This window comes from Thalassotalea sp. ND16A, assembly GCF_000764205.1.
Classification (GTDB): Bacteria; Pseudomonadota; Gammaproteobacteria; order Enterobacterales; family Alteromonadaceae; genus Thalassotalea_A.
Genome location: NZ_JQDZ01000018.1, coordinates 1 through 14959, shown reverse-complemented (window position 1 = coordinate 14959; position 14959 = coordinate 1). Strand labels below are relative to the sequence as shown.

Annotated in this window: 7 protein-coding genes and 3 pseudogenes; 6 read left to right on the top strand and 4 right to left on the bottom strand. The window is 42.3% G+C overall.

All coding sequences use genetic code 11. From position 1 onward, the window contains the following. Positions 1-153: 153 nt before the first annotated feature. The 3 genes and pseudogenes from ND16A_RS15610 to ND16A_RS21610 form a co-directional block, all read left to right on the top strand. Complete coding sequence (locus ND16A_RS15610) at positions 154-1362, top strand: MFS transporter (RefSeq protein WP_033076303.1); 1209 nt, start codon at positions 154-156, stop codon at positions 1360-1362. Between the two features lie 752 nt (positions 1363-2114). Further along, complete coding sequence (locus tag ND16A_RS15615) at positions 2115-3449, top strand: DUF3422 family protein (protein WP_052072851.1); 1335 nt, start codon at positions 2115-2117, stop codon at positions 3447-3449. Positions 3450-3489: 40 nt separating this feature from the next. Next, positions 3490-3687, top strand: a pseudogene (locus ND16A_RS21610) (transposase); the annotation flags it as partial. A gap of 58 nt (positions 3688-3745) precedes the next feature. On the opposite strand, the pseudogene ND16A_RS15620 reads toward ND16A_RS21610, so the two are convergent. Beyond that, a pseudogene (locus tag ND16A_RS15620) lies at positions 3746-4132 on the bottom strand (FAD-dependent oxidoreductase); the annotation flags it as partial. A 1024-nt stretch (positions 4133-5156) separates the two neighbouring features. Between ND16A_RS15620 and glpT the strand changes: the two are divergent. The 3 genes and pseudogenes from glpT to ND16A_RS15635 all read left to right on the top strand — a co-directional run bounded on the left by glpT (position 5157) and on the right by ND16A_RS15635 (position 9470). Beyond that, positions 5157-6512: a glycerol-3-phosphate transporter gene (gene glpT / locus ND16A_RS15625; RefSeq protein WP_033076301.1), complete on the top strand. Its 1356-nt coding sequence runs from the start codon at positions 5157-5159 to the stop codon at positions 6510-6512. 40 nt (positions 6513-6552) lie between these two features. Beyond that, positions 6553-6707: pseudogene (locus ND16A_RS21980) on the top strand (betaine-aldehyde dehydrogenase); the annotation flags it as partial. Between the two features lie 498 nt (positions 6708-7205). After that, on the top strand, positions 7206-9470 hold the full coding sequence (locus tag ND16A_RS15635; RefSeq protein ID WP_033076299.1) for a CehA/McbA family metallohydrolase: 2265 nt from the start codon (positions 7206-7208) through the stop codon (positions 9468-9470). Positions 9471-9731: 261 nt separating this feature from the next. On the opposite strand, the gene ND16A_RS15640 is transcribed toward ND16A_RS15635, so the two are convergent. From ND16A_RS15640 to ND16A_RS21825, 3 genes are all read right to left on the bottom strand, one after another. Then, on the bottom strand, positions 9732-11717 hold the full coding sequence (locus ND16A_RS15640) for a tetratricopeptide repeat-containing sulfotransferase family protein (RefSeq protein ID WP_033076389.1): 1986 nt from the start codon (positions 11715-11717) through the stop codon (positions 9732-9734). A gap of 125 nt (positions 11718-11842) precedes the next feature. Beyond that, positions 11843-14242, bottom strand: coding sequence for a TonB-dependent receptor (locus tag ND16A_RS15645; protein ID WP_033076298.1), 2400 nt, complete (start codon positions 14240-14242; stop codon positions 11843-11845). 414 nt (positions 14243-14656) lie between these two features. Then, positions 14657-14779 carry a hypothetical protein gene (locus tag ND16A_RS21825; protein WP_268746304.1) on the bottom strand — a complete coding sequence of 41 codons (123 nt, stop codon included), beginning with the start codon at positions 14777-14779 and terminating at the stop codon, positions 14657-14659. Positions 14780-14959 lie beyond the last annotated feature (180 nt).

The window sequence follows — 14959 nt, the reverse complement described above, 5'->3', positions numbered from 1 at the left end:
ACAGCGTTAAACACAGTTGTGTTTAACGCTGTAAACTTATCTGCCCTCTGGACGTTGAGCGAAAATCAATTGCAAATTTTTCATATCTTCCCAAACCATCCCATGAAAAACTTTTAATATTTATGATATAAGAATTAAGTTGGAGAATATATTTTGCGAGTTGCTGCTGTTTTTGGCTTGAATCAGGTTGTCAGCCACGGGTTTGGGGTGTTCCTCTTCGCGGCTTTAGTACCGATGATGCGTGATTCTATCGCCATCACAAACTGGCATTTAGCCGCTATTGCTGCTCTCACCCAATTGTCATATATTACTGGAGCCTTGTTACTTGGCTTTATTGGCAATAAAATTTGTTCCGCACGACTGGTGTTAGTCACTGGCACTGTCAGCACCGTATTGCTATTTAGCATGTCACAATTACAAGATCCGATGATCATTACTGCGGTGCTGGTTTTGTTAGCCGCCAGTGCGGCGATTAGCTGGGGCGCCATTGTAGAGATCGTCAGTCGCAGCACTAAACCAGAGCAATGTTCAACTAAATTGTCTTTTGCCTCAAGTGGTACTGCTTGGGGCTATGGGCTAAACGGTTTACTTATTTTACTGGTAGTCCCCGCGTTTGGTTGGCAAAGTAGTTGGCAGATTGCGGCACTTATCGGCATGACAGTCCTTGGCCTTACCTGGCGCTTACTCGCTAAATTGAACCGCCAGTCAGCAACTCAAGCGATCTCTGAACAAGCGATGATCCCAGTATCAAAACTACTGCGCACCATTATGCAGGAACGTACCGCACTATTTGCCTGCACCGTCTGCTTTTTGCTCGGTTTTTCCACCATGCCATTTGCCAACTGGCTTAATACCTACTTGAATGAATTACAATTGCCCGCCGCCGTAGGCGGTTATGCCTGGACCATCGTTGGCGTGACCGGCATGTTCGCCGGCTTCATTGCCGGGTGGATTGCCGATCGTACCAGCCATGGCATGGCATTAATGATCATCTTCAGCGGTTTAGCCCTTAGCTTAATGGCCTTTGTTTATGATCCGAGCCAATTTGCCGCTTTAGCTGGCTTCGGTTACGGACTGATGTACTTTCCTGTCTGGGGCATTTTGGCTGGCTGGGTTCGGCAATCTTTCTCTTCCACTGCCACCATGCAAATTAGCATTATCTGCATGGTGACTTCCGGTTTAGGCGGGACTGTGGGTAATCTGTTAGCCGGATATATTCGTGACACCACCGGTTCACTGGAGCTTGTTTATCTCATCGTGACCGTTACGGTATCGTTAATGGTGTTGCTAACTTTAATCATGATGCGTGCGAGCTCTGGGATCGTTAGTAGTCGCTCAATTACCGTTAATAACCAGAGTTGACATGGCTGCTGTACGTCCAGGGGACAGCACCTTTGGCCCAGCCATACGCGCTCACTTAGAGGCGATAGGTCGAGCTATATTCGCCGATTAATTAACCCTTTTATGACGCACAGCCGACGCCAAATCTCCCGTAACCTCCTAAATGAATCAAAATTTACACTGTTTTGTCGCTACAGCTGAGCGTAAATAACCCAAAAGTTTGCATGGTTTTTACTCATTTCGGGTCGATAAATGAATTATTTTAAATTTAATTCATTTTTTTTATGTTAAAAAATCGGCTTTCTGGGCTGCTAAGGACACAGTGCAGTGTGCCTGCTAGCCCTGAAAATCGATTCAACAAAAAAATAGTTAAAGGTGAGCAGTCAATTATAACTTAACTAGTGCCGACAATATTCTTATCAATAGCGGCGAATGTTCAAATTCAATCAAAAAATAAGCAAGTTTTCGTTTGATTATAAATGAATGAAGATCAAATTTAATTCGTGCACTAGTTAAATTGCTAACCATTTTCGTCTGTTTTAAATCAAATTATGACAGGAAATTCTCTGCTTTAACCCCCAGGTTCACATGCTTGACAGCTTGATTCCTAACCATTACCGTTGCTGTTAATTGAGCATTCAATTAACAAGAGGGGAAGGTCAAAAATACCGAAAATAGGTATGAAACCATTACGCAGGCAGCAGCTGATTGATGCAACGTTAAGTTTCCCAATTTACTTGCCAGCACATTGATTAATATATTGGAGTGAACCAGTGACCGTTATTTGTCCTACAGAATCAAATTATCCCACTCATGCTGACCTACCACGTATTACCGTATCGTCGTTACGACAGCAAATATCGCAAGAGTTGCATAACAGACCGTCGCCACAAGTAAGTGTACCTACCTCAATCGCACATATGGCAGTACGTTTGACTGAAAAGCAGCGAGAGCAAGAGTATCAACAGCTATATTCTTTGTGTGAGCGCTACAATGTTAATCCTCCCTGTATTGAGGCAAGTTGCTATTATCAAGATTTTGGTGGCTTTGAATTGCGTTGGGAACGCCATCTGGAATTTTCAAGTTATAGCTTTATTCGCAAGGGTTTAGGGAAGCAGTTATTTGATGGCTATTCGATAGAGTACGTGCCCCAAGAGTGGTTTGACAACATTGTTGGTGAACTGGTCAGTGCGGTGAATCTGGTTATTATCCCAGAAAAACTGCCGGAACAAGATCTATATCACGCATTTGAAGGTCATCAAGTACTTGGTAGTAATGTTGCTGATAATCGAGCAAATGTTTATGCCTCATTCAGACTGCACAGTGATGGTTTTGGACGTATTATTATTCAAAGTAACATGCTAAACAGATGCCAAGCGGGTCGGTTAATACAGCGAATGTTAGAAATAGAAACCTATCAAATGATGGCATTGCTTAGTTTGCCAATTGCTCGCTCTTTATCACCTAAAGTGACTAAAATGGAACTTGATTTAGTAGATATCAATCAAAAGATGGCAGGTTTTTGTGAGAAAAATGACAGTGAAATGCTCGATAAACTTTCCGATTTGGCCGGAAAAACCGAGCAACTTATTTCCGATATTAGTTATCGTTTTAGCGCAACAAACGCTTATTACGAACTGGTTTGTTCGCGACTTGAACAATTAAAAGAAACCGATATCGAAGGGATTGAACGGATCAATGAATTCGTTACTAGGCGATTAAGCCCTGGCATTCGCACCTGTCAGGCATTGTCTATTCGTCTGGAAGGGCTAACCCTTCGTATTGCGCGTGCAAGCAGCTTACTCAGAACGCGTGTGGACTTAACGATAGAGCAGCAAAATCAACAATTATTGTCTGCGATTAATCAGCGCGGTAAAGTGCAATTGCGTTTACAGCAAATGGTTGAAGGTGTCTCTATTGCGGCAATGGCTTATTACTTGATAGGCTTGCTCGACTATATGCTTGACGCCGTGAATATTTCAGGTTTTGATCTGAATAAAATTCTAGTCAAAGGCTTCGCAGTACCAATGATTTTATGCCTAACTTGGTTATTGCTGCGGTTCGCTATGAGACACATTAAAAGGCCCGCGGTTAAAGTCTCGAAATAACATCTGTGGTAACTCCGTTTCTGACGTTGCCCGACAACCAAAAGCAATGCTATCAATGAGGTACATCATTGAAACGATAAATGGTCAGTTAAAAAATATAGCTCAGTTAGAGCATGGTCGGCATCGTAGTGAAACAGGGTTATACTCAATTTAATATCAGGCATAGTGGCTATTGTTTAAAAAACAAAAGCCACGTATTAAGCTATTCCCTAGTGAATTTGGATTGATGACTGTTTAGAAAAATACAGTACTTAAGCTGAACTCAGGTTTTTATCAGAGCACCTGTTGCCCGGGGGCATAGCGTTTGAAACTGCTAGTCTGACGTCGTCAACCCAAGCATCTGAATATTCGAAACCTTTACTGATTGAATTTACCAAGGGACTATTTTCGGGAAATTTTATCCCTTTTGAGCCTGGTAAAGTAATGCCCTTGCTCAGCTGATCATATAAGAAAAGTCCTGCTAGTATCATCCAGGCGGGACGTAAATGAGGTTGATGTTGTAACCTGAAACGAAGACCTCGATAAATTGATTTACTGCGATTAGAAGAAGTGGCCGATGCTAGATCGTTCATTTCGCAAAGAGTTACTTTAAGTCCACGGCAAACGGCGTCTAAAGCTATACCCACACCATTGATAACTCCACCTATAATTAGCACATCGTGAATGTATTGTTTAGTGCTCATCACTACTTGTCTGCTGCCGTGATAACGACTTCGAAGCGGTTTTTAAACGCATATCTAGTATTATTTGATTACTTAGTATACTGAATTCTCACAATTACAGGGTTCGTTTTCGAATATAATAAAACAAAAACAAATATTTCTGTCATTGTTTAAGTTTGTTGGATAGTTAAAAAGTGAATTATGGAACTACAATTTTTCTTGTAAACAAAAAAGTTTAATACCTTTTACTGGTGATCAATTGATTAATGACATTGCTATTCGCTAGATGCCGATATTATGAACTTAGCAAGTGACTACTTGCGCTATTCTCACTTCCCGATAGTCAAAATCGAGTAATGAACTATCAGTATGAATGCTACTGATACCAATGTTATAAAGAATGAGGCCCGTCAGGGATTTGCTCAACAAGTTCAGTCAGATGAACATGCGTCACTAATTCATCAATGGATAGACAACGTTATCTTCTTGATTCAGTTGAAATGAAACTTAACCAAAATAATTTATTCTACTAAAAAATAATGCCAGCAAAAGTGAGGTGAATAGTTACTTTGTTAAAATAAGCAGTGCTTAGTAAAAGTTAACGTGGGACAAAGTGAAATGTATGGATGCTTTTCGAACAAAAACGAACTTTGGTGGCATGCATGAGTCGTTATTAGGTACATAAGTTTGGTTTTTTTATGTATTCTGGACATGTAATGAGATAATAAAAACCAACGAAATAGATAAAGTTTAACCAAGATTGAGTTAGAGGCATCACCAAAGGGAATACGGTAGCGGGTTCAGTCCAAGATATGGGGGGGATTATTTTATTGGTGGTCCTTGTACTGCTACATTTAATGTTACAGTGGGCTTTAATTATTCCCTTTGTTATTGTGAAAAGACAAGTTTGGTGACTTGTCTTTTTTCTTTACTAAAAGAGTTTAAACCGTTTGGTGTGATCTCAGACACACTTAACTACTACTTAGCCAATTATATTAATGAGTGTTATTGGCGTAAATTATAAGTTCGAATAAGGATGCCTTATATGTATGGTATATTTAGGCCAGCAGCACATCAGCCCAGACTGGCTGATGATTGTATTGATGGTGAATATAAAAAATTGCGCTGGCAAATATTTTTAGGTATTTTTATCGGTTACGCTGGTTATTATCTTGTCCGGAAAAATTTCTCACTGGCTATGCCATTTCTTATTGAAGAAGAAGGGTTTACTAAAGGAGAGTTGGGGATAGCCTTGTCGGCAGTATCAATTGCTTATGGTTTGAGTAAATTCCTGATGGGCAGTGTTTCCGATCGCAGTAATCCTCGCTATTTTATGTCTGCGGGTTTGTTAGTTTCCGCTATCATAATGTTTATTTTTGGTTTCGCCCCTTGGGCAACAGAAAGTGTCACCGCGATATTTATTTTGTTATTTATCAATGGTTGGGCTCAAGGCATGGGATGGCCAGCTTGTGGGCGAACTATGGTGCATTGGTTTTCAGGTGATGAGCGTGGAAGAACGGTGTCATTCTGGAATGTGGCGCATAATGTCGGTGGTGGTTTAATTGGGCCAATATTTATATTAGGCATGGCTTGGTTTAATGACTGGCATAGCGCATTTTATTTACCTGCTGCCTGCGCCGCTTTTATTGCAGTCTTTATTTTTTTTACTGTGCGAGATACCCCTCAGTCTTGTGGATTACCATCCATAGAGGAGCATAGAAATGATTACCCTAGCGATTATAGCTCAGAACATGAGCAAGAATTTAGCGGTAAAGAAATCTTCATGCGCTATGTATTAAATAACAAACTTTTGTGGTTCATCGCTTTTGCCAATGCCTTTGTTTATCTTATTCGATACGGTGTGCTTGACTGGGCACCAACCTATCTACATGAAGTTAAGGATTTTGATGTTGATAAAAGTTCCTGGGCTTATTTTTTATATGAATGGGCAGGCATTCCCGGCACATTACTTTGTGGTTGGATAAGTGATCGCTGGTTTAAAGGGCGCCGCGCACCGGCCGCTATCTTATATATGGTACTGGTACTGGTTGCTTTATTGGTTTACTGGTCTAATCCTGCGGGGAATCCGGGCATAGATATGGCCGCATTGGTCGCTATTGGTTTTCTTATTTATGGTCCTGTTATGTTAATTGGGTTATATGCATTAGAGTTGGTACCGAAAAAAGCTGCTGGTACTGCAGCAGGCTTGACAGGATTGTTCGGTTATTTGGGAGGCGCGGTTGTCGCTAATATTGTTTTGGGTTATACCGTAGATATTTATGGCTGGGATGGTGGTTTTATGCTGCTGGTTATGGGGTGTGTGGCTGCAATTTTATTGATAGGCCTGACAATGAAGCATGAAACCGCGCATTATAAAGCAATGGCAATAGAACAAAATTAATCAATATGACTCAAGGACAAAATCTGACAACAAAATTGATATTAGTAATAAAGCAGTTGCTTTGTTACGTTTTAGGAATCAAGTATTAGCAGAACTGGAAGTTATGGATGCGGGTAAGCCGATTGTGTTGATGTTGCTTCTGGAGCGGATCGGATCGAATATTTTGCCGGTTTAACGCCGACAATTAGTGGCACTCATGCGCTTTTATTCGCTCGAAAGCGGGTCAGAAATGGCCTGATATTCAATATCATTTCTTACCTGCGGCCATGCGTTACGATGGCAATGCGGCCATCGATGGCCACGGTTTTCAAGTGCATGTTGGGCCTAATAAACCTCATAGTCGTGGTCGGGTACAATTTGTCCCTAAAAATCCTGGCGACAAACCTAGCATATTATTTAATTACCTTGTAGGCGAACCTGATCGAGAAGATTTACGCTTGTATTCGTCTGACTCGAGAGATTATGGAACCAGCTCGCCTCGATCTGTATCGGGGCGATGAAGTTCAACCAGGCAATAATATAATCTCCGATGAGAATTGGCAAACTCAGCAGCGTCAGAATGCACCGGTTAGAGATATTTGATCGCGAATAATGAGTCACTAGTCGTTAATGGTAAGTAAAGCCGTAACTATTTACTGAAATTTAGCAAAACTAATGAGCGGCAATGAATAAAATGAATACTTAGGATAAATAATGATAAAAACAAGCTCTTTTTTCCGCATCGCTGCGCGATTGTTGCTAGCAAGTTATTGGTTTAGTTTTAGTTTGATGGCCGCAGTGTCAGTTACCATTGGACCAACCATTATTCCGTTGGGTAATGCCATACTTGCTAAAGATATTACCGTACGCAATGAACATTTAGCTATTGCCATTGCCGTTGAGTCTGCTCCACCCTGGGGGGTAGCTCGAGGTGGCATCATAGATGTTGCGGTAGTAAGGCAGGGAGAAATTGGCCCTGATAAAGCCTCGCTCGTTGATTTCATTCCTAATAATTGGTCTAGTTGGCCAACCACCTATCAAAAAATTACTATTGAGAAAAACACCCCTGAAGAAGTGATCATTAAAACCATTCGCGATTGGGGCGCTGTGACACTGATAAGCCATTATAGCCTTAAAGCCGGCGCGACTAGGCTACATATTGTGACTCAAATGGTTAATAGCAGTGTTAAGAATTATCCTAGCTTACTCTCTGGTTATGTATATTGGCCTGATGGCGGATATTTGTTCGGCGTTCCTGGCATGCATGGCATTGGTAAGGGGAAAATGACGCAGGCGATAGCTAAGTGGAATGCAGCTTATGATAAAGACTGGAGTATTGGTCTTCATGCACCGTACGCCGATATGATTAATTATGAAGCTCGTGATCTTTACCTTAGCCATGCACTTGCGCCCGGTCAAAAACGTATTTTTGAAGGCTGGTTACAAGTCTCTGCTAAGGGCGATTTATCGGCAATGGTTGCAAGCGAAATTAAACTGCATAAATTAACTTCAGGCCATATCCTTGGAGAGGTTAAAACCAATAAAGGGGTCAAGGTGGAATCCCCTGCTATTATTGTACTAAAGGCAGGCCAGCCTTATACTTGGGTGATGGGGAGCCATGGGCAATATGATTTGGAATTACCCGTGGGGGAATATCAGGTTTATGCCACAGGGAAGCAATTTTCACAAAGTCCGACAGTAACGATAAATGTTATCAAGGGTCAAGCTCTGAGACTTGATTTTGATAGTCTGCTACCACCCAGTGAAATAGAATTTCAAGTAACGGAACTCAATAGCGGTACTCCGTTAGATGCGCGCATTAGCATTGAAAAGGGCGCAGTACCTCTGATCGAATACCTAGGACAAAAAACATATTTTACCGAGCTGAACACCATTGGCAACCGTAAATTATTCATAGCCCCAGGAGAGTATCAATTCAAAGTCAGTGCGGGAGAAGGCTTTAAAGCTAAAGCAACTATGCTTGATCTGACTATCAAGCCATCACAAACCCAGTTAGCAAAAGCAAGTGTCGAAGTATTAGTGCAACCCGAAGATTTGAATTGGTATAGCGCAGATCTGCATCATCACTCCGATGTTTTAGATGGTTCTACGGCCACCGAATTTGTGCTGCGCTCACAACTGTCAGTAGGGTTAGACCTCGCTTTTTTAAGTGATCATGATTCTTCAAAAAATCATCAGATGATGGCAAAACTTGCCAATAGCCGTAACATACCTTTTATTCCCTCTATGGAAATATCGCCTTCATGGGGACATTTCAATGCCTATCCTTTAAATTTATCTGAATCTTTGCGCATTGATACCGGTACGGCAACGATTAATGAAGTATTCAAAGCTGCCCAGGAATTGGGCGCGAGCACAATACAGGTTAACCATCCACTGATCCCCTTCGGCTATCTGACCAGTATTGATAATGACACTGTGCCGGGCAAATATAATCCTAATTACCATTTGTTAGAGATTAATGCGCATGCTGATTATATGAAAACGATTGAACGTGCTTGGCAACTTTGGAATGACGGTAAGCGTTATTATTTGTCCGCAGGATCAGATACCCACCATGTTTGGAATGAACTCTCTGGTCTAGTCAGGGCATATACTCATGTTAAAGGAAAATTGACACCGACAACTTATGTCGACAACCTCAGAGAAGGGCATAGTTACGTTACCTTTGGTCCGATAATATTTCCTAAACAGATGTTTGGTACTGAATTACCCCTTAAGGCTCATAGTAAAACAAATTTGGATTTTGATATTCAAGCAGTTAATGGTTTAAAAAGTGTCAAGCTAATCGAACATGGGAAAACTGTTCAGGAAAGATCGTTCAACAGTAGCGAAAAACTAACGTCGGTAAGTTTTACCGTTCAACCGAATAAAGATACCTGGTATAGCCTGGTTGTTGAAGATGCAATCGCTAAAAAAGCTTTTAGTAATCCCATTTGGGTCAAGATCACCAAATGAGATTTTTAACCCCGTTGATAAGGAATAAATATGCAGCAACCTTATCTGCCGCCATCATAGTAACGCTTTTAACTTCTTTATTTATTTCGTTACGTTGACCGAAATATAAAATCTAAATGTCATATCAAGTACCCAATGCACACTTTTAAACCCATCGAAGAAGCGCTCTGAAACTTGCATCTTGAATGGCGACGGGTATATAAGCGTCTTTGATTTCAGTCACAACATTTTCTTCATTGCAACTAGTACCTTGACTGATTTTTAGTCGATTTGCGTAGGTTTACTCAGTGCTTTTTTCAGTGGCTCTAAGTGTGAATCATAATTGCGCCATTGTTCAAGACCACTTTGGTAAATGGGTTGGCGAACTTGCTCAGAGCTTGGTGTGCGAACAGCACGTCTGTTCCTGTGAAAATCAATACAAGCCTGCTCAAAAGGGAGACCGCAATAGTCCAATATGCGCCGAACCTGGGTCTCCAGATCTGCAACCACATCCTCATACTGTACCCGTAAAATCTTGCCCGGTAATTCTTTATCCCAATGATCCATGATATCAACATAACTGCGATAATAGTGTCCAATATCACCAAGATCATAGGAAAACTGCTGGCCCTCGCCGAACAGTTGTTTAAAACCGCTAAAACAACAAGACAAAGGATCCCGTCTCGCATCGATTATTTTGGCGTTAGGCAGGATCAGATGGATAAGGGCAATATGTCGGAAATTGTTCGGCATCTTGTCGATGAAAAACATTGCTCCCTGGCGGTGATGCTGGGTCTCTTCAATATAAAGCTCGCCCATTTTAGTCAGGTCATCAGCCGATATCTTGTTTAGGATACCAGGATATCGGGGGGTATCCTGGATGACTTGTCGTCCGTTCAAGCGGTGCGCTAGGCCGATGATATTGGCCAATTCCATCGTCCCGTCGACCTGTGAGTGTGAAGAGAGAATTTGTTCTAAAAGTGTTGAGCCCGCCCGTGGTAGTCCTACAATAAATATAGGGTCGGGGGCCGAGCAACCCGCCTGTGCATTGCGTTCAAAAAACGCCGCATCAAAATTGTTTTTCTGGATATCAAACGATAACTCCAGGCGTTTACTATCAAATCGGTCCTGCTCACTTTTCAGCTTGTTGCCACGATGGTAAAAAGAGAAGGCTTCGTCATATTGTCCGCTGTCCTCCAGATCCTTGCCGAGGGCAAAGCAGAAGTGGATTTTATCGTTTATCGCTGTTGTAGCGCTTGCTTCCTGTTCCCGCATTTGCTGACGTTCATCCGATGAAAACCGATAAGTTTTTAGATTTGCCAGACTCCAGAACGCATCTCCAAAATCGGGTTTGATGTTATAGCTCTTACGGTACGCTTTAATTGCGTCTTCTACGCGTCCCATTGTTTTTAACGCATGGCCGAGTGTCAGATGTATTGAATAATTGTCGCCGCTGTTATGCAATACACTTTCAAAGGTCCTGATCGCGGCGGCAAAATCCCCAGTTGCTTGTTGGGCATTGCCGAGGCCAATTTTGAATGTTGAATTTTTAGGGTCAGAATCTAGCAAGGTTGTTGCTTGTTCCAGTGCCTGATGAAATTTCTGCCGCTTATGCAGAACATGGACATAATCCAGACGGGCCCTTTTATAGTTTGGTTCAAATTGAACGCAGCTTGCTAATAAGAATTCTGCGTCGTCAAGAATTTGAAACTTTGTCGCTAACTCAGCCAGCAAGCGCATAGCTTCTGGTTGATGCGGATTGTCTTTGAGAAAGTGACGGCACAGCCATTCTGCGCGGTGCAATTGTTTTTGGTGTATTAGGCTGGAAACGGAGACCAATGCGGGAGGTAGACTGGAGAGCCAATCAACATGCTTGCTCGCTTCCTGACGCATTGAATAGTCAGGTTCATCGGCCAGCACACGCCAACTTCCAAACAATGCAGGGTTCAAGGCGACGGCTTTTTCAAACGCGGCGATGGCTTTGGCGGTGTTCCCCAACGCTTTGTGAAGATAACCTTGCTCTTGATGAGCCCTGCCGTGATCGGGTACTTGTGCCAGAATTTGGTCAAGATTTTCCATGGCCTGGCTATGTTTCTGTTGTTTACGCTGGCAGACTGCAAGACAATAAATACCTTCAATATGTCCTGGATTTTTTGCAAGCAACTTATCAAGACTTTCAGATGCTTCGCTTAAGTGACCTTTCTTAATCAAGATTTGACACTGTTTAATAACCTGTTCAGGTTGGGAGTTTTTCAATTGATTTGGCATAATAATATCTCGATAAATATCAGGATACATTTGATATTGTATATAGGGTCCAAAAAGGAAAAGGGGCAGCGTTATTAAACGCCGACCCTTGCATAGTTAGAAATGATTTAAAACGATTTTAAATGCTAATAATCATAGCTTATTCTGAAACCGATAGTGCGGGGTCGTGTTGGCGAAACCCTGAAAACATTATCGGCCGAACCAGCGGCAACTTGCCCGAGAGAGTCAGTGGCATTGTCAATAAAGAGCGTTGCTTTCCAGTCATCTTTGCCAATACCGGCTGACAAGTTGAGCTGAGTATAAGACGGCAACTCGACACGATCAGCAGCGATCAGGCTATTAAACCGTGAATCTGTCCACTTAAATACTCCTTGGAAAACAGCAGAAAATTCACCGATTTCTTGGTAGTAACGTGCCCCTATCACGCCTTCGCTCTCTGGTGCGTAGGGGAGATTTGACCCTACAGGTGTGATATTCACAAGCGTAGTTGGAATATCGGTCAATTCGGAGTCGATATAGCTAAATGAGCCGAAAAGATCGAGGTTGTCGTGCGCAGCCCAATTAACTTCAAATTCAGCACCATTAATTTCGGCCTCTCCAACATTGTCAAAGAATGAGCTATTGGCGATAGAGAGATCCAAAACGCCTTGTTGAAGATCACTGAAGTCAACATTATAAATAGCGCCGTTAAAACGCAAAGTATTATCGAGCCAAGTTGTTTTCCAGCCAAATTCAACACTCACAACATCATCGGTATCAAAGGTGGCGGGAATGCCACCAACGCCGGCTGCACGGTTGAATCCGCCTCCTCGGAAGCCTTCGGAATAGGTCCCATAAAACATTGCATCAGCATTCATTTGCCAACGTATATTCGCTTTATAAATGGTTCCTGATATCGTCTCTGGAGTCAAACCTGCCAGATTTTCATCTACATTTGTTCCAGCATCCGCTTCCGGTCCAGATGCCCTTTGACCCCAAGGAGATTGTCCCTTCAATCCCATTTCTATCTCGTAGTGACGGGCACCTAAGGTTACTGTAACATCGTCGGTAATATCAAAAGCGAGTTCACCAAATATCGATATTTCTTCACGATCTGCTTGGTAATCATTGAAGAATGTTACGCCAGGGGGGCGAGCACTGCCATCTGTATTCGTATAAGCGCCCGGTATCGGATAGTTGGGTGAAAAACCCGCGGCAATAGAGCCAGCGTAGGCGAAATCGGTTAACGTGTTGATTTGCTGATCATCATAGAACACACCACCAATCACCCGAAAACGATCTTCAGTATTGGTTGCGACCCGGATCTCCTGAACAATACGTTCCGATTCGAATTCCTCAGAGGTGGTCATCACCGGACTAAAGCATTCATCGTAACCTGGATAGCTACAAATGTAGTAAGGAACGAAGGGACCGATTTCAATATAAGCGGTATAGTCGGTATTACCTTGATACGTTCGGTTTGTGAACGAGCCGTTATAGATCACTTCGAGCCCGCCGAGCATACCATTCACCGTCCATTGCGTGAGGTCCACCTTGTCATCACCTTCAGTGGGCGAAAAAGTCGTGACATTCAAGTCGTCCTCGGTACTAATAGACGGGTCATATTCGAAAGAACCTTCAGTATCAAGCTGTTGGTTGGTGTGCTGTATTAACAAATCCCAGTCGTCATCGATTTGCCATAATGCACTTATTCTCATGCCTCGATGTGTCGCTTCATTGTAATCATCTTTTGCAAACGTGGAGTTACTTACTTCCTGTCGAGATGAAGGAACGTGTCCAGCCAATCCTGGATTTGTCAGTGGTAATTGAGTCGTAGCAAGGACATTATCAATAAATCCCCCATCAGTGGAATTATAACCGGCAAACCGTAGCGCAAAGGTATCTTCTACAATTGGAATATTGACATAACCCTCAGCTTTATTACTGATGCCACCGCTCTTCGTGGATGACATACCGATCTCACCACCTGCGCTGAATTCGTCCAATGCTGGTTTGTTGGTGATAAGACGTACAGTACCTGCCTGCGAACTGGCGCCGAATAATGTGCCTTGAGGACCTTTTAAAACTTCAATCCGTTGCAGGTCAACTGCATATAAGTCAATATTACGACCGGGAGTGGTGATCGGTGCCTCGTCAAGATAGAAGGCCACACTTGGCTCACCTCCAATTCCGGCAAGCCTGACATCGGCACGACCCGCGGATACCCCACGGATATATGTTTCCTGTTTTCCGGGCCCTTGACCATCAGAGCTGACACCTGGTAGCAATGAGATGTAATCTTCAAAGCTGTCAATGCCTAGTTCTTGAAGTTTTTCACCACTCATTGCCTGTACAGCGAGCGGCACAGCTTGTTGGTTCTCTGAACGGCGAGTTGCAGTAATAACTATAGATTCTATCTGGCGTTTGCTCTCAACTTCTTTTTCTTCTAGCTTACTCTTTTCCTGAGCTTGTACCGTGCCATTACTTAATGCGAGGGCAATGGCCATGGTTAATACTGTTTTAACCGGTCGATTTATTTGATTCATGTGTTTCCTCATTTATTCTATTTATTTTACTTATTCTATTTATTTTACTTAGTCAGTTTGAACTAATTCGAACTGGATTAATATACCATTTCTGCAGCAAAGCGCTTGTTAACGGCGACATCTTTTTACCTCTAAGCGACAAGCTGTCTTAATGGCTCGAATACGGCAGTGGCCTCGAAATTATCTGTTGTACAACATAATCAGGGCATACGGATTGATTTTATACAGAGAATCCATCAGTTCACACTTTCATCATATAAGCATTGTACCAGCCAGCTTTTTGCCGTTTATTTTGATGCCTACTTTACACTTTTTTTGTTTTCAATAAATTAAGTGCTCTTTTATTATTCTACGTTATGTTTTGATCGGCAAAGCCGTTACGCAAACGATTTTGATCTTCATTAAAGCTACCATCTAGTTGCCAGTGTAACTTGTCTCTACATGCCAATGAGTACGAATAGCACCTGCGATAATTTCAACATCTTTATCGATTAATACAATTAAAATCGCGAAAGCATTTTTCAGCCTTTCATCCATACTCTCTTCTGCTTTATATAGCCAAATGCGGGGGTCATAAAACTGCTTATAGTGTGAGCTTACGGCGGGATAGTGTGACATGGCAAGTTGAGTTATTTAGAATGGCGCTAACCCAGTCTATGACTGAGTTATCTCTTGATTTTGTTGGTAGTTCCAAGGGAGGTAATGCTCAGGATTTTC

Coding starts and splice junctions, on each gene's coding strand:
- glpT (WP_033076301.1), top strand. CDS start 5,157: ATGTATGGTATATTTAGGCCAGCAGCACATCAGCCCAGACTGGCTGAT.
- ND16A_RS15635 (WP_033076299.1), top strand. CDS start 7,206: ATGATAAAAACAAGCTCTTTTTTCCGCATCGCTGCGCGATTGTTGCTA.
- ND16A_RS15640 (WP_033076389.1), bottom strand. CDS start 11,717: ATGCCAAATCAATTGAAAAACTCCCAACCTGAACAGGTTATTAAACAG.
- ND16A_RS15645 (WP_033076298.1), bottom strand. CDS start 14,242: ATGAATCAAATAAATCGACCGGTTAAAACAGTATTAACCATGGCCATT.
- ND16A_RS21825 (WP_268746304.1), bottom strand. CDS start 14,779: ATGGATGAAAGGCTGAAAAATGCTTTCGCGATTTTAATTGTATTAATC.